This window comes from Bacillus sp. iso_77, assembly GCF_056173625.1.
This window is the reverse complement of the sequence record NZ_CM149683.1, coordinates 1,438,952-1,462,444: the sequence shown is the minus strand read 5'-3', so window position 1 is coordinate 1,462,444 and position 23,493 is coordinate 1,438,952. Positions and strand designations below refer to the sequence as shown.

The 23,493-nt window shown below is 40.5% G+C and carries 22 protein-coding genes; all 22 read right to left on the bottom strand.

What is annotated here, in order from left to right:
• Positions 1-5 precede the first annotated feature (5 nt).
• A complete protein-coding gene (gene pgeF / locus AC0VYC_RS07425) occupies positions 6-869 on the bottom strand; it encodes a peptidoglycan editing factor PgeF (protein ID WP_034647880.1) in 864 nt (287 codons plus the stop codon).
• A 212-nt stretch (positions 870-1,081) separates the two neighbouring features.
• Positions 1,082-1,318 (bottom strand): YlmC/YmxH family sporulation protein, encoded by a 237-nt coding sequence (locus AC0VYC_RS07420; RefSeq protein WP_008344958.1) that lies wholly within the window; start codon positions 1,316-1,318, stop codon positions 1,082-1,084.
• Between the two features lie 79 nt (positions 1,319-1,397).
• Positions 1,398-2,174 carry an ABC transporter ATP-binding protein gene (locus AC0VYC_RS07415; RefSeq protein WP_019743283.1) on the bottom strand — a complete coding sequence of 259 codons (777 nt, stop codon included), beginning with the start codon at positions 2,172-2,174 and terminating at the stop codon, positions 1,398-1,400.
• Between the two features lie 126 nt (positions 2,175-2,300).
• Positions 2,301-2,657 carry a PTS glucitol/sorbitol transporter subunit IIA gene (locus AC0VYC_RS07410; protein WP_007499733.1) on the bottom strand — a complete coding sequence of 119 codons (357 nt, stop codon included), beginning with the start codon at positions 2,655-2,657 and terminating at the stop codon, positions 2,301-2,303.
• A 26-nt stretch (positions 2,658-2,683) separates the two neighbouring features.
• The gene (srlE, locus tag AC0VYC_RS07405; RefSeq protein WP_475389819.1) at positions 2,684-3,694 is read right to left on the bottom strand and encodes a PTS glucitol/sorbitol transporter subunit IIB; all 1,011 of its coding nucleotides are present in this window, start codon (positions 3,692-3,694) and stop codon (positions 2,684-2,686) included.
• Between the two features lie 13 nt (positions 3,695-3,707).
• The gene (gene srlA, locus AC0VYC_RS07400; protein ID WP_003210918.1) at positions 3,708-4,238 is read right to left on the bottom strand and encodes a PTS glucitol/sorbitol transporter subunit IIC; all 531 of its coding nucleotides are present in this window, start codon (positions 4,236-4,238) and stop codon (positions 3,708-3,710) included.
• Positions 4,239-4,255: 17 nt separating this feature from the next.
• The gene (locus AC0VYC_RS07395) at positions 4,256-4,687 is read right to left on the bottom strand and encodes a transcriptional regulator GutM (protein ID WP_008354650.1); all 432 of its coding nucleotides are present in this window, start codon (positions 4,685-4,687) and stop codon (positions 4,256-4,258) included.
• A gap of 12 nt (positions 4,688-4,699) precedes the next feature.
• A complete protein-coding gene (locus tag AC0VYC_RS07390; RefSeq protein ID WP_429626950.1) occupies positions 4,700-5,944 on the bottom strand; it encodes an NAD(P)H-dependent oxidoreductase in 1,245 nt (414 codons plus the stop codon).
• Positions 5,945-6,187: 243 nt separating this feature from the next.
• On the bottom strand, positions 6,188-7,126 hold the full coding sequence (locus tag AC0VYC_RS07385; protein ID WP_024720314.1) for a sugar-binding transcriptional regulator: 939 nt from the start codon (positions 7,124-7,126) through the stop codon (positions 6,188-6,190).
• A 150-nt stretch (positions 7,127-7,276) separates the two neighbouring features.
• A complete protein-coding gene (sigG, locus tag AC0VYC_RS07380; RefSeq protein WP_003211879.1) occupies positions 7,277-8,056 on the bottom strand; it encodes an RNA polymerase sporulation sigma factor SigG in 780 nt (259 codons plus the stop codon).
• 144 nt (positions 8,057-8,200) lie between these two features.
• Positions 8,201-8,920: an RNA polymerase sporulation sigma factor SigE gene (gene sigE / locus AC0VYC_RS07375; protein ID WP_007499746.1), complete on the bottom strand. Its 720-nt coding sequence runs from the start codon at positions 8,918-8,920 to the stop codon at positions 8,201-8,203.
• Positions 8,921-8,979: 59 nt separating this feature from the next.
• On the bottom strand, positions 8,980-9,909 hold the full coding sequence (spoIIGA, locus tag AC0VYC_RS07370) for a sigma-E processing peptidase SpoIIGA (RefSeq protein WP_017367198.1): 930 nt from the start codon (positions 9,907-9,909) through the stop codon (positions 8,980-8,982).
• 249 nt (positions 9,910-10,158) lie between these two features.
• Complete coding sequence (locus AC0VYC_RS07365; RefSeq protein ID WP_475389816.1) at positions 10,159-14,478, bottom strand: S8 family serine peptidase; 4,320 nt, start codon at positions 14,476-14,478, stop codon at positions 10,159-10,161.
• 301 nt (positions 14,479-14,779) lie between these two features.
• Positions 14,780-15,925: a cell division protein FtsZ gene (gene ftsZ, locus AC0VYC_RS07360; protein WP_007499752.1), complete on the bottom strand. Its 1,146-nt coding sequence runs from the start codon at positions 15,923-15,925 to the stop codon at positions 14,780-14,782.
• 33 nt (positions 15,926-15,958) lie between these two features.
• Complete coding sequence (gene ftsA / locus AC0VYC_RS07355; protein ID WP_007499754.1) at positions 15,959-17,281, bottom strand: cell division protein FtsA; 1,323 nt, start codon at positions 17,279-17,281, stop codon at positions 15,959-15,961.
• Between the two features lie 159 nt (positions 17,282-17,440).
• Positions 17,441-17,809, bottom strand: coding sequence for a small basic family protein (locus AC0VYC_RS07350; protein ID WP_003210988.1), 369 nt, complete (start codon positions 17,807-17,809; stop codon positions 17,441-17,443).
• Complete coding sequence (locus tag AC0VYC_RS07345; protein ID WP_007499758.1) at positions 17,809-18,534, bottom strand: DUF881 domain-containing protein; 726 nt, start codon at positions 18,532-18,534, stop codon at positions 17,809-17,811. Before AC0VYC_RS07345 ends, AC0VYC_RS07350 begins: the two co-directional genes overlap by 1 nt.
• Positions 18,535-18,554: 20 nt before the next feature.
• Positions 18,555-19,244 carry a DUF881 domain-containing protein gene (locus tag AC0VYC_RS07340; RefSeq protein WP_007499760.1) on the bottom strand — a complete coding sequence of 230 codons (690 nt, stop codon included), beginning with the start codon at positions 19,242-19,244 and terminating at the stop codon, positions 18,555-18,557.
• The gene (locus AC0VYC_RS07335) at positions 19,241-20,020 is read right to left on the bottom strand and encodes a cell division protein FtsQ/DivIB (protein ID WP_007499762.1); all 780 of its coding nucleotides are present in this window, start codon (positions 20,018-20,020) and stop codon (positions 19,241-19,243) included. The genes AC0VYC_RS07340 and AC0VYC_RS07335 overlap by 4 nt, the downstream gene beginning before the upstream one ends.
• A 136-nt stretch (positions 20,021-20,156) precedes the next feature.
• The gene (murB, locus tag AC0VYC_RS07330; RefSeq protein WP_007499764.1) at positions 20,157-21,068 is read right to left on the bottom strand and encodes a UDP-N-acetylmuramate dehydrogenase; all 912 of its coding nucleotides are present in this window, start codon (positions 21,066-21,068) and stop codon (positions 20,157-20,159) included.
• A 30-nt stretch (positions 21,069-21,098) separates the two neighbouring features.
• Positions 21,099-22,193 carry an undecaprenyldiphospho-muramoylpentapeptide beta-N-acetylglucosaminyltransferase gene (gene murG, locus AC0VYC_RS07325; protein ID WP_024720309.1) on the bottom strand — a complete coding sequence of 365 codons (1,095 nt, stop codon included), beginning with the start codon at positions 22,191-22,193 and terminating at the stop codon, positions 21,099-21,101.
• Positions 22,194-22,385: 192 nt separating this feature from the next.
• Positions 22,386-23,486, bottom strand: coding sequence for a stage V sporulation protein E (spoVE, locus tag AC0VYC_RS07320; RefSeq protein WP_039166797.1), 1,101 nt, complete (start codon positions 23,484-23,486; stop codon positions 22,386-22,388).
• Positions 23,487-23,493 lie beyond the last annotated feature (7 nt).

The window sequence follows — 23,493 nt, the reverse complement described above, 5'->3', positions numbered from 1 at the left end:
TGCACTTATGCCTCCTTAAACCCGACAAAAGACATCATACGTCCTGTTTTCCCTTGATCACGCCGGTGTGAGAAGAAATGCTGCTCATTGCAACTTGTGCACATCGAACTGACATGTATGTTTTCTTCTTTTAATCCTGCATGAAGTAATACGTTTTTGTTTAGTGTTTTTAAGTCAATTTTGTATTGTCCTTGTGACATCTCGGAATACACATCCTCTGTTGAAAAAGGAAGCTGTTTCACTTGATCTATGACAACATCATCTACTATGTAGCAGCAGCTGCCAATGGATGGTCCAATGACGACTTGTATATGATCGGCATCAGCGCCTTCTTGGCGAACCCATGCATCAACCATGTTGGCGCCAATTTGTTTGACGGTTCCTTTCCAGCCGGCATGAGCCGTTCCAATCAGCCCAGATTGCGGCGCTAGAAAATAAAGCGGAACACAGTCAGCGAAACAAAGAGCGAGCATGATGTTTGGTTCAGAGGTGTATAAACCATCTGTTCTAGAGAGCGCTTCATCATACTGAAGACTTCCTCTTCCCTTTTGTTCCTTCGTGACTTTCATGATGCGATCCTCGTGTGTTTGGTCAGCAAACACCCAATTAGAGAGCGGCACAGCAGTAGCATCTGCAATGACTTGACGATTCATTTGGACACTAGAAGCATCATCTCCTACATGGAGTCCAGTGTTCATTGATTGATATGGAGAAAGACTAAAGCCGCCATTTTTTGTCGTAAAACCGGCCAATATCTCTTTTCCAGAACATGTCATGTTCGTCCAATCATGAATCAGCATTGCATCAGGTGATTTCTGCTGAAAGGGGTCATATTTGTCTATCAAAGCTGCCTCCCACCTTTCATTCATCTCTCTTTATATCGCTCCTATTTTACCACAAGACCTGCTAAGACAGTTAGTGGGATTCATTAAATATTACACTCAAATGTGCCCTTTCTACAGGTTTTTTTTCAAATTGATATGAAAACGTAATCTTTTTACCCGAAAAAGACATTGATTGCTGAGAATGGAGAGGTTGTTTTAAGGAAAATTTGATCTATTAGTTGAGGAATTTACACAAATTAAGAAGACAAACGGACAAGTATCACATCTTCGCCAATTTTTACTATATTTCGCCACGGGACAATCATTTCCTCTTCTTTTCCGAAAAATCCCATCATTTTACCTGTACCGCCAATGATAATCGCTTGTATTTTACCGCTCGTGACATTGATATCGATGTCTCCAATAGTACCTAATTTTTTTCCGCTGGACACATCGACGACATCTTTGATTTGGAATTCAGAAATACTGATCATCTGTCCTTCCCCGCCTTTCGTTTTCTACTATAATATGTATGATGGAAAAGCAGGGAAGCAGACCAATAGTTTCTCTTATCTACAATTTACTTAAGTGAGGACGGCCGTTTTGCCACATGACTTCGACTGGACATTCAAAAAAGGAAGAAAGCAAGTCACTTGTCATCATCTGCTTTGTCTCCCCTTTATGAAAAACAGTACCTTCCTTTAATAATAAAGTGTGCTGAAAAATCGGGAGAATCTCTTCTGCATGGTGGGTCGTATAGAGCAATGTGGGCGCATCTGGTTTTGATGCAATCAATGAGATCGTCTCCAGCACTTGTTCTCTTGCTAAAAAATCAAGACCCGTCACAGGTTCATCTAAGATTAGAAGCTTCGGATCATTCATTAAAGCTCTTGCGATGAGCACTTTTTGTTTCTCTCCTTGCGACAAGGTTTCATACGTGCGATTGGCATATTGAAACGATCCAAATGTTTTTAATAAATCAATCGCCTTCTCTCTTATCTCATCTGTCGGTGTTTCATAAAGTCCGATGGAAGCAAATGCCCCGCTCAAAACAATTTCAAATGCATTGTCATCTCTGTGCAGCTTCTTTTCAAGACCAGCAGAGATGAGACCAATTTTCTTCCTTAGTTTTTCACCAAGCGCTTCCTTGCCAAACACATGGCCTAACACCGTCATCTCACCTGACGTTGGAAAATAATATGAGCAAAGCATATTTAATAAAGCCGTTTTCCCAGCACCATTTAAACCATAAAGCACCCAGTGTTCCTGGTTTTTCACCTGCCAGTCAATAGAACGAAGCAGCCATTTTCCATTTCGTTTTAAAGAAACATCCTTCAAGTCAAGCGACACGATCTTTTCCCCCTGAATAAAAATTCTGAATATACAAATAATAACGTCTACAGCATATCGCAAATGTTTCAATCAGTAAACCTAACGCAAAAAAGCTGCTCCTTATAAGGAACAGCTTTTCCATGGTTACGAAATTTCAATTCGTACGCCTTCTTTAATATCAGGAAACGTATGCGGGGATGCAAAGACAGCTCCCGGTAATACATCATCAAACGGCTCTTGGAAGTAGATCGAAATATGGCCGAGTTCCTTAAAGTTGTCATTTGCTTTATTGCCTAAAGCAGTAATGGTATAAGTTTGGTCGCCCACTTGAATCGTTCCGCCTAATTTTAGCGGCTCTTCTTCTAAGTGTTCAAACTCATGAATGACAGACATATCTCTTAATTCCTGCGGCGCTGCTGGTCCAAATAAAACAATCAGCTTATCTTCTTTAAACTGCGGGACTAAGATCCCAATTTCTTTTACGACAGATTGTGTTACCATGTATCTCGATTCCTCCTTTAATACGTTTAATACATACCGAAGCTGGCAGCGTATGCGATCACAACAGATAGAACCCCTGTAATGAGACGGCTATACAAAACAGCTGGTACTCCATATTGTACCGTTTCCGGCTTCGCTTCACCAAGTGATAGCCCAACTGGAATAAAATCACACCCTACTTGACCGTTGATGGCAAATAGTGCAGGAAGTGCAAATTGAGGCGGGATATTCCCTAGTGCAATTTGACTACCAATAAGAACACCAATTACTTGTGCAATGACTGCACCAGGTCCTAAGACAGGTGATAGGAATGGCAATGTACAAACCACAACGAGCAGTAAGAGTCCCCATACAGATCCTGCCAGTGGTGATAGAAAATGGGCAATCAAGTCACCAATTTTTGTATAATTGATAATTCCAATTAACATACTGACAAATGCCATGAATGGAATAATGTTTTTAAGGAGCATATCAACAGAATCACGACCAGCTTGATAGAATGTGCCGGTTACTTTTCCGATTCCTCTTGAGAATCTCATGAGGAAATTCCCTTTTTCTTGACGCTCGATATTTTCCTCTTTCAGTTTTGAATAGGTTTCTTTGAAATTCTCTTTGTCAATTGGGCCGCTGCTTTCTTGACCTTCTACGTTCCCTTCACTATCAGATGCTTCAGCAAAGGAAATATCTTTTTCTGTGACACCTGATACGAAGATATCCTCTGTAATATGTTTTGCAAGCGGTCCAGAAGGAGAGGATGCCAGCACATCGACAGTAGGAATGCGTTTCATTGGATAAAGCCCAATTCGCGCTGTTCCTCCGCAGTCAATGACAACACACATCATTTCATCTTCTGGTATAGAATTTTTAAAGCCATCACATGCTTCTGTCCCTGTCATTTCTGCAATTTTTCGTGCAACTGGGTGAATGCCTCCTCCTGTAATGGAAACGACCTTTCTTCTTTTACCGGTTGGTTCAAGCTCTAATCCTTTTCCCCATCCGCCAGCACCTTTTGCAACAAATACTTTGTGGTTTGTCATGTCTAACCCTCCCCTATTGTGAATTCGCTTTCATTTTTCCTGCTAAGTACTTTGTGATCCATTCCGTAATGATTCCGCGAAGTAAAATGACAACGATCCCGACTAAGAAGTAACGAACAGCCAGCTCTGACATAGAGTATCCAGCTTCTTTAATCCCGTTCGCAATTCCTAAGTAGACAAACAGTTCTCCTGCGTTGGCATACGGGAACAGCGATGTCACCGGATGAACAAATGAAACAGCTGAATCATAGAATGCTGGTTTTTGTTTTTCAGGTAAGAAGCGGCCAAACGTATAAGCCATTGGGTTTGTCAAAATAAGAACGGATAAGATCGGCATTAACGTATAGCGCAAAATGGTATATTTCGCTGCAAACTGAATCGCTCTATTCACTCGCTCTTCTCCAATAAACTTCATGACAGCATAAGTGAAAGTAAGTAACACAACAAGCGTTGGAACGATACCTGTCACAAGACCCATGAACTGCTTTCCGCCGGCTTCAAACATCCCGATAAAGTGCTCTCCAAACCATTGAATCCATTCCATGTTTCATCTCCCCTTTCTTAGTTCACATTTGTTATATTTTTTTTAGAAATCGAGACAAGCGCCTGCTCCGCTGCCATGGAGAGTGCTTGCATGACAGCTGGTCCCCTTTTGCGCTTTTTCAATGTTTGTTTCATCATGTGATGCTCATCAAGCACAGCCCCCACATGTTTTCCTTCATAGGAAGGCAGTTCCTTAAATTTAGACAAAATCGAGACGCCACCCAGCACATGACACTTTTGAATGATGTATGATTCATCGACAATGATGAGCGCAATGGCTCCAGGACCAAATTTGCGCCGCTCCATTCCTGAAAACAAGTGATAGCCTTGTTTCCCTTTATAGTCGTCAATCAGTGAATCCATGCTCTTGCGGTAGTACTTGATTTGAATAAACGATAAACCATACTGCACAATCAGAATAATGCAAAGTACGATTGCTAATTTTTCCATAGCCTCACGTCCTTATGATTGAAATAAGTGATCTTGTAATGAACGCAGCTTCCAGACCGTTGTGCTTGCATCAAGTTCTACATCATCATGAGATAGGAATTGCCCCAATTTGATATCTTTTTTCGCTACCACTTTTCCGCTGATTAAGCCAATTGGGATGTGGCCGTTCGCTTTCATGTCTTGATGTGTTTCAAGTACACCTCTTACGGAGTATCCGCCAATACCATCAAGTGTTTCTCCTGCTTTAATATCTCTTTTCGCCACAGCGACAGTTTCTGATACTGGTACACCAATTGGATGGATTGAAGAATCGTGTTGTAAGACTGCTTTTGCGATCGTCACTGGTGTTTCAAGACTTGCTAAGTGGAAAGGACGATACAGTGTGTAGTGAGGACCTTTTCCAACTTTTAAGTAGCGAAGTTCTTCATCTACTGGCTCAAGATCACTCTTGACGATGACAAAGACACCTGGTGCCAGTCCGTTTACATATTCAACGACTCCGAAGTTATCCAGTACGCCGCCTTGCTGTTTTTGATTTAATTTATCTGCTACATTTTCTAAATTCGCTTCTACTCCATGCATGCCGACTTTATCAGGCAAAAGTCCTGTTGCATTACTTAATAGGTTCATTTCTGCCATCGTTTTTGTTCCGTCTTGGAATGCTGCCAGCATGTGGGCACTCATATGTTTACTATCTGCTTCAGCTTTACACGTATCTGGGTTTGCTTCTGGGAAGAATGGGTTGTTCTTACCTTTCCCAGCAACCAATACTTCAAGCCCCATTGTTTTTGCAAATTCGTATAGTTCTAGCGTTGCTGCTGGTTCATCTCCAGCTGATCCAGAGTAAACAAGTCCTGCATTCGTGAATAATTTATGCATGACCAAGCCGATCGTAATATCGACTTCTACATTTAAAAGAACGAGATGTTTTTTTGAATTAAGCGCTTCCAAAGAAATGTTTGCTCCGACCTCTGGAACACCTGTTGCATCCACAACGACTTCCACAGAATCTGATTGAATCACTTCTCTGTAATCATTTGTGACGACCATTTGATGTGGTTTCGCATGGTGCTTGTAAAAATTCGCTGCTTTCTCAGCTGCACTAAGATGAATATCACAAACACCTGCGACAATCATGCCTGGAATTTTAGAAATTTGTGAAATGAGTCCAAACCCCATTTGGCCTGCCCCGATAATCCCAACTTTGATTGGATCTCCGCTGCGTTCTCGTGCTAACAATTGTTGATAAATTGACATCTAAATCATCCTTTCAGGTTTTCTTGCTTCACAATAGATTGCTAGAAAAATAATCTGAAACTTTTAACAAATGTTATAAAAATTAACAAAAATCTGTTTCTTGTAACATTTGTTATTTTATTTATCATTTGTTATGAACTTAGTTTATATGATGTGTCAACTTTGTGTCAAGATAAAATCGATAAAATTCTCAATCTTTTTGAGTCTAAAGACTCAAAAAAACTACCTAATCGGCTTAGGTAGTTACTTTAATAGGGCATCTCCGGTTTGTTCATCTGTAATTAACACATGAATTAATCCACCTTCTAACGCTGCCCTGATCGCTTCAATTTTTTCTTCTCCTCCAGCGACACCAATCACAAGAGGGATCTCTTTCAGTTTTAGAGGACTGATCCCCATCACCCGGTCGTTCCACGGATGCGGATACACTTCACCTTTATGATCAATAAAGTTATAACAAATGTCACCCGCGACATCTTTCGCTTGCAGGATATCTTCCTCACCACTTGTCATATAGGATTTCACCATCGTTGAATGTTGCGGAACACCGCCTATTCCTACGACCGCGATATTTGATGATTCTCCTAATTCAATGACTTTTTTGATCGACGGCTGTCTAATGAGTACATCTTTCGCTTCTTTCGTATCAAGCATGACAGGCACATGTAAAAACTCACATTTGGATTTGAGTGCTTCTGAGCATCTTCCAATAATATAGTTGGCATGAATATCAACATCTTCATTTCCGACGCCTCCGACAAGCGGAACAAATGTCACAGATGGAAAATGCTGAACAGACGTAAGCGCTTTCGCCATTTCATGCAAGGTTGTCCCTGATGAAAAACCGATGACTTGTCCATCCTTCATGACTTTTAATAAAAAGCCCGCAGCCGCAGCTCCTATTCGACTTTTTGTTGTTTCTTGACTGAGAGATTCCACACACACGACTTCTCGCAACCCGTATTTCCGCTCTATTTTTCTTTCTAACGAACCATATTGTTGATTTACTTCATCATGAATAATGATTTCCACGATTCCTGCTTCACGTGCTTTTGCCAAATATTTCGATATGAGCGAACGGCTAACCCCAACAGCTTCTGCAATTTTAGATTGAGTGGCGCCTTCTTCATAGTACATATGCGCAACCTTAATGAGCAGCCTTCTTTCATCATGGAATGTCATAATAACCCTTCTTTCCGCTTCTCTATTCCCTCACAAATGATATTTTAAATAACATTTGTTAAAAACAGATTAAATGAAAAAAATAACAGAGTCAATACTACAGATGGGTTCTCTAAAAAGAATGAAAAAAGCCGCACATTAGCGGCGGCTTTAAAAAATATTTTTATTCATTTGTTTGATTGCTGCTTTTTCAAGCCTTGATACTTGTGCTTGAGAAATGCCGATTTCTTCTGCCACTTCCATTTGTGTTTTACCTTGGAAGAAGCGTTTGCGAAGAATCATTTTTTCTCGATCATTCAATCTGCGCATTCCCTCTTTTAAGGCCAATTCTTCTACCCATTGTGTATCTTTGTTCCGTTCATCACTAATTTGATCCATTACATAAATCGGATCTCCTCCGTCATTATAAATCGGTTCAAACAAAGAAACAGGATCTTGAATGGCATCTAGGGCAAAAACAATTTCCTCATGAGGGACTTCTAACACTTTGGCAATGTCTTCTGCCGTTGGTTCCTTGCTTGTCTCACTAATTAGTCTCTCACGAACTTGAAGCGCCTTATAGGCAATATCTCTTAGTGAACGAGACACCCGGATAGGGTTGTTATCGCGCAAGTATCGACGGATTTCTCCTATGATCATAGGGACCGCATAAGTTGAAAATCTGACATTGTGGCTTAAATCAAAATTATCAATTGATTTCATTAATCCGATACAGCCTACTTGGAAGAGATCATCAACATACTCGCCTCTGTTGTTAAAACGCTGAATCACACTTAAAACCAACCGCAAATTGCCATTGACTAGCTTTTCTCTTGCTGTATCGTCACCTTCATCTTGCAGCTGTCTGAATAATTTTCTCATCTCGTCGTTTTTCAGAACAGGCAGTTTGGAGGTGTCGACTCCGCAGATTTCCACTTTATTTCTGGACACTTTTTTCCCTCCCTACAGGAGCTGTTGTACAAAGTTCAGTATCTCCGCGGGATGGAAAAATATGCACGGTCTACGACGAGAAATATGTGAAAAAATGGTGATCCCTTTGACAGTACAGGGATAAAGCTTTCAAAAAATTTTTTTTTAGACCATCTTATTAAATTCTTTTTGCAATCGTTTAATAATTCTTTTTTCGAGCCTTGAAATATAGGACTGAGAAATACCAAGCATGTCGGCAACATCTTTTTGTGTCTTTTCTTCACCGCCAACTAAACCGAATCTCAGTTCCATGATCTGTTTTTCACGATCGTTTAATTGTTCTAACGCTTTTTTCAGTAATTTTTTATCGACATTTGCTTCAATATCCCGGGTGATAATATCATCATCTGTCCCAAGAACATCTGATAAAAGCAATTCATTGCCGTCCCAGTCAATGTTAAGCGGCTCATCAAACGATACTTCTGAACGGATTTTATTATTTCGGCGCAAATACATCAAAATTTCATTTTCAATACACCTAGACGCATATGTGGCCAGTTTGATCTTTTTTTCTGGATTAAACGTATTTACTGCCTTTATGAGGCCTATCGTTCCGATACTAATCAAATCCTCAATATTAATGCCTGTGTTTTCAAATTTTCTTGCGATATAAACGACCAATCGCAAGTTTCTTTCGATCAAAATGGCTCTTGCTGTTTGATCCCCTTTAGGTAATTTAACGAGCAATTCTTGTTCTTCATCCTTTGATAATGGCGGAGGCAGTGCCTCACTTCCACCAATATAATAAATCTCATCACTCTTTAGCCCTAGCTTCATGAGGAGTTTATACCAGTAGTAAGTGAGTTTAAATTTTAATTTTTTCATCTTCTTCTCCCTTCTAAATGTCCAGTTGACTTCGTAAGATAAAAGACATCACAAAAAAACTACGACACCCCTTGTATCATTTTTCCGTCTAACATCTCTGGATGAATGATGGATTGAAATTCCTGATCTGCTGATAATCCACTTAGACTCATCCCAACAAAACACTTCGCTGGCTGGATCATATGCGTTTTTGTATAAAGGACGACCGTATCTGGTTTAAAGCATAGTAGAAACCCGTGATCATGACCGACTGCGCGATACGGAACGAGTCTTAAACGATCAAGCAGCGGAAAATGGTCATCGAGCTTTTGCATCACTTCAACAGGATGAAACTGTTTCATTTTTTCTATAAATGGCTCTCCAAAAATAGATGTGAGCTGATCGAGCTGGACGATCATGACAGGTGTTTTCGTCAATGGATCATACAGCTGATTTCCAGAATCGACCAGACCATTTAAGCGGATTGTTTCTCCTTGAATGTGTATCTCCACAAGTACTTGTTCGTCATATTGTCTTTTTTTCGCACCAACCTCTCCTAATCGTTTCTTTGAAAACAGCCAAATGGCCGGAAAGCCAGTGAGAACAAAAAGCCAGCTAATGGGATCACCAAATCCATCATTTTGTGAAATAAGCAGTCCATCTTGAATGACTGTATTTGTCTGCAAAAACGAATGAACCCCGATCATGCCCCCTCCCATCAAAAATGTGACAAAGTAAAAAGCAAACAGGTTTTGAAAAAAGGAACGAAATCTTTGAAAGCCAAAGGTTCCAAGCACGATCAAGACAGAAAAAAGCAGTTTACCTAAAGGATGCGACACAATCATTGCAAATGGCGTAAAGAGCAAGAGAACAATGCTCGATCCAATGAGAGCTCCTAACATATATCGCCTTTTTTTCACTTGTCGTTTGAGAATAAATGCCGTGAGTAAGAGCAGCAATAGATCAAAACAAAAGTTTAACAGCCAAATGACATCTAAATAAATGACCACCTTCTGCTCCTTTCATCTGAAACAAAGAATCAAAAGCAGTACTTGCACTTGTTTGTACCAGTATAAAACAGTCATCGGATGGAAGTCTGTCAATTCTTGTAGGGGATGATAGAGAACTTTTGGTGGATTGTTATCGTTTTTGTCGACGTATGAGACAGAAAGAACATCCGAATGATTTGTTGGACAAGTGTCTCCTCTATCCATTGCACAAAAAAAGACACGCTCCGAAGAGTCGTGTCTTTTTCGCTGTCATTCTTTCTCATTGATGGTGAGTGTTCCTTCTGCCTTCTGTCTTGTGACATTTCCATAATCATCTTTGACAATGACTTCAATCACTGCACCTTTTGCTTTTGCAATAGATGTCGCCGTCCAGTAGCCTTCATACGTTCCCGGTGCTACTTCACGAATCGGCAGTTCGGTTGTGTTTTGAAGTTTTGATCTAGCATTTGTTAGCGGCATATGAAGAACAAAGGTGGCATCTAGCTTTTCCCTGCTTTTAAATGAAATCTTAACCGATTCACCTGATGATAGATTCATATTATCTTTTGGCGTTAATTCAGAAATGACAGGTGCATCATATTGAACATCGATGTCGACCTTTTTAGTCGTTTTGTTTCCAGCTGCATCTTTTGCTGTCACTTTGATTGTATTTTTCCCGTTCTCAAGCAGCACCCTTGCAGAATATGCCCCATCCTTTACAGTCGCTTTTTTTCCATTGACTGTGACTTGATCTAGATAATCATCCGCTACTTTCCCTTCCACCGTGAGTGATTCTCTATTAGACTTGTCGCCTTTTTTCGGTGTATCAATGGTCAACGTCGGTGCTGTTTGATCGATGATCACCTTGACTGGCTTGGAATGTTTTGTTGAGCCTTTATCCGTTACAGTCGCCGCCGTGAAGACATGCTCTCCACTTGGAACAGATACATTTTCTTTGAAAGTACCCGACTCATCTGATTTGACGTTGGCCACCTCTTCATCATTCTGATAAATGGCCACATCGAGACCCGGAGAGGCTGTGCCTTCAATCGTCAATTCACCTTGATTTGTAATGGTTCCTTCCTTTGGAGAAGTGATTTCTGGTACATCTGCTTCATAGTTTACGAGCGCACGAATCATATAATTCCCCTCTTCTTTCGGAGAAGGAGAAAAAGCACCGCTCGTCAGCTGCCAGCTTCTTTCAGCATTAGGGCCATCTTCATCTGTGGCAAGTCCCGGAGATTCGGTATTCTTTTTCGTTTGAATATAAACAAGATAGAAATCTCCATCCACTGTAATGGCTTGATCTTCTAAATCTACTTTTGTCCATTCACCATTACGCAGCGCATTTGCTTTTAAAGGTCCTGCGATTTTCTCACCTGGTGCGCCACCCTTCCCAGAAGCATCATATACTTCAACAGCAAATTCATCGCCTCCAGGAGCTGGCCATTCTGATGTCCAAAACCGGAAAAGACCACCTGTGACCTGTGCTTGTTTCTTTCCTTTTTCTAATGAAAACTTCACAGCCCAGCCATTGCCAGGATCGTAGAAAGCCCGTGCATTTTCAGCCGTTCCATCATCGTAGCCAATCTCTCCCGGAAAACCGATAAAAGGCTCAAGTTTCACTGACTTTTCAAGTGGCTTTGCCGTCACATCCGCTGTAAACGTATAGCCTTTAAACCCCTTTGCAAAAATTTTGACTGTATAGACACCGCTTAATGCCTCTAGAGAAAATTCACCGGATTCATCTGTTTTCACCGGCTCAATTTTTGCGTCCTCCACAAGATAAACAGTTGCATTCTTCACCTTTTCACCAGTTGTTTCATTGACGACCGTGCCGGAGATCGTTCGTTTCTCTAGCGGCTGTAAGGAGAAATTCGCTTCTGCTGTTTCTTTTGATGCCACTTTGACTTTTTGGGACCGTGATTCAAAGCCGTAAGCTTCCGCTTTCACTGTCCATTCTCCTGCTCCTTGAGACAGCTGATATTTCCCTGTCGCTTCATCGGTGGAAGTTGATTTTCCGCTTTCTAGAACACTGATTTGCGCTTTCATTGGAAGAGCTTGAATAGACGGAGCATCATGACTGTTTTGCTTTTGAAGTTGTACATGTTTATTTTTTACTTTAGCAGGCTTTGCCTTTTTTGGATCAACTGATTTCTTATTCTGGCTTGTGGATTTTTCTTTTTTGATCACACCTAGCTGGTTCTTAGCTTGTTGAGACAAAGCCTCATCTGTGATTTTCACATCATCTAAATAAAAGCCATCTTTTGTGACACTGCCATCTGTTCTTATCTGAAACAGGACTCTCACTTTTTGCCCTTTATAAGCAGATAAATCAACTTCGCCTGCTGTCCACGCATTTGTTTTCCCCGTATAAGCTGTCACTTGAACGGCGTCTTCCCCCTCTGGCTGTACATAGACATGCACATAATCATAATTGGCTTCGAGATCATGCCAGTATTGATATTGCAGGTAGGAAGAACCTGAATCTGATACAGCAATGAGCGGCATAGACAAATTGGCGTCCGTTTTATTTTCATAAGGACTGTCTAAATTGGTGGCATAGACATGTTCCCCGCTAAATGCTTGTTTTGGACCTGTGGACGGTTTTCCCCACTGCCACGGATCTTTGGTTCCACCACTGAACCATCCACTTGGCCATGCTTCAAAATCTTGTGAGTAGCCAGTGGTGATGGATGTTTTAATTGGAAGTGTATAAGAATCTGATGCCGCTTCATTTTCTCCAAAATCTTTCACAATCCATCGGTACGTCACGTTTTCCCCCTCAAGTTCAGGGAGCTGTACCGTATAGGTTCCTTTTAAATGATTTCCATCCGTGCGGTCGGCTTGCAACGTCTCCCATTCACCTTGATCTACTCGGTAAGTCAAAGAAACATTTGCCACTGCTATCTCATCTTCTGCAGTGATGGTCAATGGGGTTGGCGTTGCAGCAAAAATTTCATTCGGACCTTTATGTGAAAAAACAGGTGGTTCTGTATCTTCTCCCTCTTTTGTCACCTGGCCTTCAATCGTACCGATTCCATTGGTTAAGGCCGTAATCGCCTCTCTTGCATCAACTAACCCTGCCCCATAGCCGTTGTTAGGGGATTCAGGAAATTGCTGATCTGTCAGTGGTTTCGCTGTCTCAATGAGAATTTGCTGAATTTCATCAACAGAAAGGTCTGATTGCACTTGGCGAAGAAGAAGAACAACAGCTGAGACATGCGGACCTGCCATCGATGTACCATTCCACCCATCCTCATATCCTTTTCCCGGGATCGAAGAACGAATGTTTACTCCCGGAGCAGCAATATCTGGTTTCATTACGCCATATGGAGAAGGACCCTGAAGGGAGAAAGACCCTAACTTGTTGTCATGATCTGTTGCGCCTGTAGCAAAGGCTTCTTGATAGTTAGCAGGATTTGCAATCGAACCCGCACCGCCTGGATTGAATAAATCGGTATTACCGGCTGAAAATTCTGGAAAGATGTCTGCTGCTCTCCAAGCATTCACTACATCTTTATACCAATCATCAAGACCTGGGCCACCGCCCCACGAATTATTCACAACATCAGGTGCCTTTTCTGGGTGAGGATTTCCGTTTTGATCTTTCGGGGCTAAAATCCACTCACCGGCATCTAACAGATCAGCATCTGTACCGCCATCTTCTGAAAAAGCTTTCACTGCAATCCATTCTGCTCCCGGTGCGACCCCAATTTGATTCTTTCCATCTGGCTCAGAACCAACCATTGTGCCTGTCACATGGGTCCCATGCTCCAAGTCATCATAAGGGACTTCAGAGCCTGTCGTGGCATCATACCAATTCAGTTCATGAGATGGTTCGTTCGGACGAGCAGGGTCAAACCCGCGGTATTTTTCTTTTAGCGCAGGATGATCCCATTCGACACCTGTATCAATACTTGCCACAACGGTTCCAGTCCCGTCATAGCCTAAATCCCACGCTTCTGGTGCATGCACCTGAGCAATATTCCATTCGACTCCATCTACTGCTTTGATTTGTTTGTTTGGCTTAGCATGCTTCAAATCAACAGGACGATGAAGTTGACGTGTTTCATTCGGCAGCACTTGAGCTACTTCTGGAAAAGAAGCAACCTTTTCCATCACTTCTTTTGTTGCCGTCACAGCTAGACCATTCACAATATAGTAGGAATGAATATCTTTCACTTGCTTATTCTTTTTTTCCTTTTGTAAATACGCTAGGAGCGCTTGCTGCGTTTCATCAGATGTTGCTCTCAGCTCAGATACAACGGCTGATCTTTTTGTGTACTGCATTTTAGCCGCGGTTAATTTTTGTTTTTTTGCTTTTGATACAGCTTCTTTTGCTACTTTTTGTACATTCGTTTGTTCCTTCATTTTGACTAAGAAGGTCACCTTATCTTCCTTTTGAAACTGCTTCTTTAATCTCGAAGAAATCTTGGCTTTTGTTGTCTTAGAGGAAACGGCTTCCTCCTGATATGAGGTAGAAGTCGATTTTGCTTGAACCATCCCAAAGCTTGTCATCGTTAAAGTACCAATCACCAAAAGACTCATGAAACGATAGACGGCGGTTTTGCGAAACTTCACTTTCAATAAAATCCCTCCTCCTCAAATGGTCAAACAGTGTGTATCCTGCCCCTCCCCCTTCTTTTTGATCATGACAAGTTTCATGGTGTTCTCATTAATGTAGTCAAATAAAGTTCAACATTTTGTCGTTTTTTGTAAAGGGAATTAAAAATGATTCTTTTGACTTAAAAGACTCAAACCAAAACACATACGATAGTTCCAAATAACACGTCGGAAACAAGACTTTTATATCAATCAGGCTCAGGATCTTCTCACCATGCAGACATAAAAAAACCCCTTCCAAAGGAAGGGGATGAATCGTGCTTGCTTATCGTTTGTTGCGGTTACGTAAGAACGTTGGGATATCCAATGTATCATCACTTGACTGTGTATTTTGTCTTGGTTGTGATGATGTTTGCTGATGTTCCTCACGTTTTACTTCACGCTTTTGTGGAATGGATTGATTTTGCTTTAATCCTTGTCCTAATGGATTTCTTTGAGGTTTTGTCACTTCCGGCTCTTGCTCAATAAAACCGGTTGCGATGACTGTGACCACAATTTCATCCTTCAAGTTATCATTAATGACAGATCCAAAGATCATGTTGACATCTTCATCAGAGGCTGATGCAACAATATCCGCTGCTTCTTGTACCTCATAAAGACTAAGGTTCGTACCACCAGTAATATTCATGATAACACCTTGTGCTCCATCAATGGCTGTTTCAAGAAGTGGTGAAGAAATGGCTTTTTTCGCTGCTTCAGCAGCACGGTTTTCGCCTGTTGCGACACCAATTCCCATAAGAGCTGAACCTTTGTTAGACATGATCGTTTTCACATCAGCAAAGTCAAGGTTAATTAAACCTGGTGTTGCAATGAGATCTGAGATCCCTTGAACACCTTGTCTTAACACGTTATCTGCTGCACGGAATGCTTCAAGCATTGGCGTGTTTTTATCGACAATTTCAAGCAGGCGATCGTTTGGAATCACGATTAACGTATCAACTGCTTCTTTCATAGAAGCAATCCCTTCAACTGCTTGAAGCTGACGCTTTCTTCCTTCAAATGTGAAAGGACGAGTCACAACTCCAACTGTCAAGGCTCCAGAATCTTTTGCGATTTTCGCAATGACAGGTGCAGCACCCGTACCAGTTCCACCGCCCATACCGGCTGTCACAAAGACCATGTCAGCGCCTTTTAGGACTTCTTCAATTTGTTCTTTGCTTTCTTCAGCAGCTTTTTTACCGACTTCAGGATTCGCACCTGCTCCAAGCCCTCTTGTCAGCTTAGCACCGATTTGCATTTTTGTTTCTGCTTTTGATAAGTTTAACGCCTGTGCATCTGTATTCACTGCAATAAAATCGACACCCTGTACGTCATTTTCAATCATTCGGTTGACAGCGTTATTTCCGCCGCCACCTACACCGATTACTTTAATTGATGCTAGGCCGTCTATATTTGTTTCAAACTCCAACATGCTGAATCCTCCTAATCCGTCGAAAATCTAGTTCTATTCCCAGAACATATTAAATAGTTTTTTCATTTTGCCCGGTTTTTTATTTGTCTCTTGTTGCGCTTTTTGTTTCACTTTCGGTCTTGGCTGAGCTTCTTTTACTTGTGGTGTAGAAGAAACCGGCTCCATGGACGCGCCTACTTCATGAAATGCTTCATCCGGCATTTGGAATCCAACCTGTCTGCCCTGAATCTTTGCATTGCGATAAGCAAAATGGATCAGGCCCACTCCTGTCATATATTGAGGTTCCCTGACCCCAATATAATTAGGACTTGCGATTCTTACATTGTTTTGTAAGACCGTTTGTGCCAGAGAAAGGATACCTGGTATAGCTGCCTGTCCACCTGTTAGAACGAATCCGCCAGGCAAATCATGGACACCCATATTGCGTAATTCCTCTGCCACAAAAAGCAGAATCTCTTCTAATCGTGCTTCAATGATATTGGCTGCTTCAAGTTGTGTATACGTCTGTTTTTGGTCCGTACCGATGACGGAAACTTCAAATGTCTCCTCAGACGATGCCTCATCATAGAATGCATGCCCAAATTGCTTTTTGATTCGTTCAGCTTCTTCAGTGGAAGTTCTAAGTCCTATAGACAAATCTTTTGTAATGTTCTCTCCGCCCAATGGGATACTGTGAGTAGAATAGAGATGCCCGTTTTCAAATACGGATATCGTAGTAGAGCCGCCGCCAATATCGACAAGAGCTACCCCTAGATTTTTTTCATCTTTCGATAACGCTGCTGAACCCGATGCGAGTGGCTGCAAGCAAATATCCATAATTTCAATACCAGCCCGCTCTACACATCGGAGCCAGTTATGTAGAATCGTTTTAGAACCTGTGATTAACGATCCATCCACTTCTAGCCGTACACCTAGCATTTTTTTCGGATCTGTGATCTCATCTCTTCCGTCGACGATAAATTGTCTCGGAATTACGTCTACTACGAGATGTTCTTGCGGAATAGATACTACTTGTGCAGCATCCAAGACACGTCTCACATCTTCAGCATGTATTTCTTTATTTTCACTAGACACTGCGACCACGCCGCTCGTATTCTGAATATGAATGTGGTTTCCGTTAATTCCGACTATCGCCTTTTGTAAAGGAAAACCTACCATTCTCTCAGCCTGTTCAAATGCTTGTCTAATAGAATGAACTGTTTCATCTATATCAACAATCGATCCTTTTTTTAACCCCTCTGAAGGGACATTTCCAACACCTATAATGTTAAGCGAATCATCCGCCATTTCTCCGACGATGACTTTTATATTGGATGTACCGATGTCAAGGCTGACGTAAATTTCATTGTTGTTCATTCTATGGCACCTCCTCACATATCAATACTTTCTATTCTATTATTTGCTGAACAACAATACAATGAATGTGTTTTTACAAGTGTGTAACAAAACTTAAAAAATCAACATTTTTTATTAGGATTACTGAAAATATTCGTTACATCATATGTATATCCTTTTTTATGACTCACTTTTTTTCTTTTTTTCTCTAGAAATTGTCCATTTTGTTAGTAGAATTCTTCGAATAACGGCGATATTTTGAAACAATCTAACACCGAATGCAAACATTCCGACTAAATACAAGTCTACACCAAGATGGACGCCCAGAAAAGCTAAACTTATTGCGAGTATAATATTAAAGAAGAAACCTGATACAAACACTAGTTCATCGTATGCCCCTTGCAGATGTGCTCTGATTCCACCAATCAATGTATCAAGCGCAGCAAGTACGGCGAGGGAAAGATAGTTAGAATACTCATTCGGTATCGTAAAATTCGTTAAGAAACCGATCGCAACTCCTATGATTAAACCAAGTACAGGAAGCCACATTAAGATTTTCCCTCCTTTACATCGTCAAGAGGCTTCAATTCATTTAATTGAATTGTACCGTCAAATGCTTTTAAATGAATTTTTTTCTTCGGCGGTCTAATACTCAAACTGAAATTTTCCTGAGCAAACAAATCACCAATATCTGATACATTTAAACGGCTGTATAATTTATCGGCCTGCTCACTGACCATCTTAATCGTGACTGTATCACCATCTATGCTGTAACCATCCATTTTCGTCGTACCATTAATATCTCGAATAACACTGGTGTTAATCACCCGGTGTTCATTAATGGAAATATGTTTTGCCCCAAACATATTGGCTTCGTTGATTAATTTTTTCAGAAGATCAGGTGGTATATTTTTGACTTCTTCTCCGGTAAGTTCCTTAGAAAAAAGCTGAGTAATTTCTATTTCAACTCCTTCACCCGTTACCTCTGTAAAACCAGCCTTTTCTTTCAAATCCTTCAACGTTTTTGTTAATTGTGCTTCTTTTGATTGATCTTCTTGGTTGCCATACTTTTTTAGCATTTCATCATATTTATCAATTTCTTTCAATAAATCCAGTTCTTTACTTTTAGATGCAGATAAATCCTCTCTTAATTCCCAAACGTCTCGAGTATCGCGAACTTTAGGCTTTTGTAGAGAGTTAAACTGGATGGAGACCATGATGCCAAATATGACCATCAGGACTGTCAAACTAAGTAATGGCTTCTTTTTCCTCAACACCACTCACCTTTTCACATTTAATCTTTGTTTCTTAGAAGAGGATTCATACGAATATCCTTCTTTTCAATCGTCATGGAAATATGATCACTTGTCAGCTGATCAACCACCCCGCCTGCAATGTTTAATGCAGGAATTAAAACAGCTGGATCTCCAATAGCAGAAATGACAAATGGTGCTGGATGTTGAACACCATCAACCGTGACGACTGGACCGTTACAATGTATGTATGATTGGTGTGTGATTCTTTGTCCGTTTATAGCTACAGCAGATGCCCCTGATATAAATAGTTCGTTTATCACATGGAAAATGTGGCTCTCATGCACAATGTAATTATTGACATTTTGTCCACTCGGGATATAAGATGCATCTTCAAGAGATACTTTTACCCCTTTCCCTTTTACACCTATTTCTCCTGTAAACATTCTGTATTTCTCAACATCTTCCAAAACATTAAAATACTGCTCTTTTTCATTTTTCAAACCAAACTCTGTTTCTTGGACTTTTGATTGAAGACGATAAAGTTCTTTTTCAAGTTTTTGATTCGCCTTTTCTTGCTTTGTTAGCTGACTTTTCAAAGAATATTCTTTTTTCCATTGTTCTGTTCGATTGACATCTGCTCGATGCTGCTTCGTATATTGGTATGAAAAAGAAATCAGAAATCCAAGAACAAGCATTACAATTGAGAATATGACGGTTTTGCCTCTCAACGTTCATCTTCCTTTTTCTTAGATTTAAAAGCTTCAAAATACGTAGCTACTTCCATATGAATCGTACCTTTCTCAGAGGACGAAAGCTCTTTGACAATGGCAGGGTACGTCGTCATTTTATCTGCGAATGTTTTAATTGATGCAATAACGGTGTTTCCATCATTCATATAAAATTTAACGAGCCACTGATTGGAGCTAGTCGGTACGTAATATACTTCTGAGATTAGTTCCTGAATAGAAGCCGGCAGTTGATTCAGAGCTTTCACTGTTTGCTTCAATTTCTCTTTATTGTCCCAATCGACAAAAATAGGTCCTGCGTGACTTGGTGTTACTTCATCTGGCAAAGCCGTCCCGTTTTCAAGAAGCTCATAATAAAAATGTCCCTTTTGCAGATACGCAATATTTGCATACTCTTTGACAGCAATACTGACCTTATTAGGGAAATGTTTTTTGATACTGACACTTTTAATCAATTTATTTTGCTTTATATGGTCTGCTGTCATATCTTTATTTAAATTCCAAAACTCTGTCTCGCCTTCTTTAATTTGCGAAAGTTTAACGAGCTGTTTTGTTGGTACATGTTCATTACCGGTAATGGTTAAAGAAGAAATTTTACTGATTGGTGTTTGCAAATAGACAATAATTAAAACCATGATAAAAAACAGCAAAATAAAAGAGATTAATCTCCGATTCGCTTTCTGCTTCCTTTGTTCTTTAATTTTAGGGATTCGCTCTTCTATATTGACGATCTTTTCATTTTCATGATCAGGCCGCATATATACTCTTCACCTCATTCAAAGCTGCTTGTCCGCACCTTTGGATCATTCTTTATCTCATATTGATTAGAAAACAAACGGCATGAAAAAATGCCGTTTGTTTTCCTGTGATACCATCATTCATAAGTAGTAGCCTTTAATTTGCTTCACCAATAATTTCTACTTCTGTATGCATCTCTACATTGTAGTCATCTTTGATTTTCTTTTGAATGTACTGAATTAAGTCGAGCACATCTTGAGCCTTCGCCCCACCAGCGTTGACAATAAAGTTTCCGTGCATATCAGAAATTCTAGCGCCGCCAATCTGATATCCTTTTAAATTCGCCTTTTCTACAAGCTGTCCTGCATATTCAGGTAATGGATTTCGGAAAATACTGCCGGCGCATGGTTTATTATACGGTTGTGTTTCCTTGCGATAATCTTTATTTTGCTGCATTTTCTTTGTGATTTTCTCACGTTCGTCCTGTTTAAGCTTGAACACTGCTTCGAGAACAATTCCAGGGCGTTCCTTTTGAAGCACAGAAGTTCGATAGCTAAAATTCATTTGCTCATTAGTTAACCACTCGATCGTTCCATCTTCAAATAAGACTCTCGCTTTCACAAGAATCTTGCTAATGTCAGATCCATGTGCCCCTGCGTTCATATAAACAGCACCACCAATAGATCCTGGAATACCAGCTGCGAATTCCAATCCTGACAGCCCCTGCTTACTAAGAGACGTCGCGAGTCTTACAACTGAATAGCCTCCACCAACTGTAATTTCTTCATCATTGACAGTTAAGTGATCAAGCCCAGCGCCCAGCTTTAAAACGACCCCGCGAATTCCTTTATCAAGGACAAGTAAATTGGATCCTCTCCCAATGACCGTCCATTGAGTATCATGTTTTTTCACCTGATCCATAATTGTTTTGACAGCATCGACATCTTTAGGGATGACTAATAGATCGGCCGGTCCGCCTATTTTCATTGTCGTATGATTTGCAAGCGGTTCATTTTCAAGTACTTTACCAACTTGCGCTTCTAATAATTCATTCTTCAAGTTCTCCATATTACCCTCCGCCTTACCTCATATCATTCATCATGAAGTCGTAATTTCTTTTAACACATTATATAAACGTGTGGCCGCATCTGGTACTCCAAGTTCTTTTGTTAAACGGCTCATTTGATGTAGTTTTTCGTCATTACCAGCAATTTCATCAATTGCATGAAGCAAGCGATCTCCAGAAAGCTCTGATTCTCTTAAAACGATCGCAGCATCATGTTTTTCAAGTGATCTAGCGTTAATTTCCTGATGATTTGCGGTCACGTATGGACTTGGAATGAAGATAGTCGGAATTCCAAGTGCCGTCACTTCAGCAATCGTTGTGGCTCCCGCTCTTGCAACAATGACATCAATTGATTTTAAATACTCCGGCATTTGATGCAAGAAAGGCTTTGTGATCATATTCGGTGCTTCACCTTTTTCTTTTAATTCGTTCAGCACTTTTTCATAATGAACCTCACCTGTAATATATAAAAGCTGATAGTTCTTTGCCTTTAATTCATCTTGCATGTCAATCACTGCTCGATTGATTGGAGCTGCACCTCTGCTCCCGCCAAAAATAAGAACCGTTTTTTTCTTCTCATCCAGCCCAAACTCTTTAAGAGATTTTCCCTCTTTAATAGAGACGACTTCAGAGGCTCTTGGGTTTCCCGTAAAAACAACCTTTTCTGAAGGAAAGTGTTCCTTTGCTTCTTCAAAACAGATGGCTACTTTATTCACATACCGTGCCAGAAACTTATTTGTGATGCCTGGCAGGCTATTTTGTTCGTGAATGATCGTTGGGATTTTTAGCTTAGACGCAGCATAAACAACTGGACCACACACATAACCACCTGTTCCAATAACAGCATCCGGCTTAAATTCTTTTAAATAAGATTTACTTTTTTGGACGCCCTTTAGAAACCTCATCACTGTTTTTACATTATCAAAGGAAAGCTTTCTTTTAAAACCTGAAATTTCAATTGATTTAAAAGGGATATTTTCTCTTTCTACAATTTTCTTTTCAAGCCCATTCTCAGTGCCAATATATAAAAATTCCACATCAGGATGCAGTCTTTTCACTTCTTTAATAAAAGCTAGAGCAGGATAAATATGCCCGCCTGTTCCGCCTCCACTAATAACTATACGCATTATACCATTTCCCCTCAATTTTTTTCTGCTCTGAACAAAGTATAAACCCTGTTTTAAACAACAGGGCTCCGTCAAAACCTGTAAAGAAGAGTCAATCATCATGTTTTCGAAACAGAAACTGCCATTTTCACTCTTCAAATCATTTTTTCATACTTTATAAAAGTCTATATGGTTTCATGAACTATCAGCACATTAATATCTAGCATACCTGCTTACATTCAAAAGTACGCCAATTGCCATCAGCATTAATGTCAGTGATGAACCGCCATAACTTATGAATGGGAGTGTGATGCCCGTCACAGGGATGAGACCTGTGACAACTGCGATATTAATCATTACTTGAATGGCAACCATTGAGATGATGCCCACTGCCAAGAAACTTCCATATAAATCTGGTGCACCGAGGGCTATTCTAATGCCTCTCCACAATAGAACACTAAAGAGCAGCAAAATGAGTGATCCACCTATAAATCCAAGTTCTTCAGACAATATAGCAAAGATAAAGTCTGTTTGAGGCTCAGGCAAATAGAAGAATTTTTGTCTACTCTGACCTAGCCCCATTCCAAACAGACCGCCTGGACCGACAGCGTATAAGGATTGAATAATTTGAAACCCGCTGCCAAGTGGATCCTCCCAAGGATTTAAATAAGATGTAATTCGTTTTATTCGATAGGGTGCTGATAAGACAAGTGCGGCAAATCCGCTAAGCCCTAAAAGACCGAGAAAGATAAAGTGAGCGATTCTCGCACCTGAAACAAATATCATAATAATACAGGTTCCAACCATAACCGTTCCTGTACCTAGGTCCGGCTGTAGCATAATGATGGCAAATGCAGAAAACACAATGCCTAGTGCTGGGGCGAAACCTTTACGAAAGGATGTGATATTCTTTTGTTTTTCAGATAAGAATTTTGCAAGAAACGCAATCATCGCAAGCTTCATAAATTCAGATGGCTGAATACTAAACGCACCGACACCAATCCAGCTTCTTGAACCATTTCTCTCCATACCGATACCAGGAATCAAGACAAGCACGAGTAGGAGAAAACACACTGCAATCAGTATCTTTGACCAAGTCCGCCACGTCCAATAATCGACCCGCATAATGAAAAACATTGCGATAACTCCGATTCCGGCAAACAAAAGCTGTCTTTTTGCAAAATAAAACGAATCATCAAATTTATACGATGCCCACACAGCACTTGCGCTGTACACCATAATTAAACCAATCGTCAATAAAAGTAACGTAATGACAACAAGCAAAAAATCCGGAGAAGTTTTCTTATTCGTCAAGAGACCG

Coding starts and splice junctions, on each gene's coding strand:
- pgeF (WP_034647880.1), bottom strand. CDS start 869: ATGAATGAAAGGTGGGAGGCAGCTTTGATAGACAAATATGACCCCTTT.
- AC0VYC_RS07420 (WP_008344958.1), bottom strand. CDS start 1,318: ATGATCAGTATTTCTGAATTCCAAATCAAAGATGTCGTCGATGTGTCC.
- AC0VYC_RS07410 (WP_007499733.1), bottom strand. CDS start 2,657: ATGGTAACACAATCTGTCGTAAAAGAAATTGGGATCTTAGTCCCGCAG.
- srlE (WP_475389819.1), bottom strand. CDS start 3,694: ATGACAAACCACAAAGTATTTGTTGCAAAAGGTGCTGGCGGATGGGGA.
- srlA (WP_003210918.1), bottom strand. CDS start 4,238: ATGGAATGGATTCAATGGTTTGGAGAGCACTTTATCGGGATGTTTGAA.
- AC0VYC_RS07395 (WP_008354650.1), bottom strand. CDS start 4,687: ATGGAAAAATTAGCAATCGTACTTTGCATTATTCTGATTGTGCAGTAT.
- AC0VYC_RS07390 (WP_429626950.1), bottom strand. CDS start 5,944: ATGTCAATTTATCAACAATTGTTAGCACGAGAACGCAGCGGAGATCCA.
- AC0VYC_RS07385 (WP_024720314.1), bottom strand. CDS start 7,126: ATGACATTCCATGATGAAAGAAGGCTGCTCATTAAGGTTGCGCATATG.
- sigE (WP_007499746.1), bottom strand. CDS start 8,920: ATGAAAAAATTAAAATTTAAACTCACTTACTACTGGTATAAACTCCTC.
- ftsZ (WP_007499752.1), bottom strand. CDS start 15,925: ATGTTGGAGTTTGAAACAAATATAGACGGCCTAGCATCAATTAAAGTA.
- ftsA (WP_007499754.1), bottom strand. CDS start 17,281: ATGAACAACAATGAAATTTACGTCAGCCTTGACATCGGTACATCCAAT.
- AC0VYC_RS07350 (WP_003210988.1), bottom strand. CDS start 17,809: ATGTGGCTTCCTGTACTTGGTTTAATCATAGGAGTTGCGATCGGTTTC.
- AC0VYC_RS07335 (WP_007499762.1), bottom strand. CDS start 20,020: ATGCGGCCTGATCATGAAAATGAAAAGATCGTCAATATAGAAGAGCGA.
- murB (WP_007499764.1), bottom strand. CDS start 21,068: ATGGAGAACTTGAAGAATGAATTATTAGAAGCGCAAGTTGGTAAAGTA.
- murG (WP_024720309.1), bottom strand. CDS start 22,193: ATGCGTATAGTTATTAGTGGAGGCGGAACAGGCGGGCATATTTATCCT.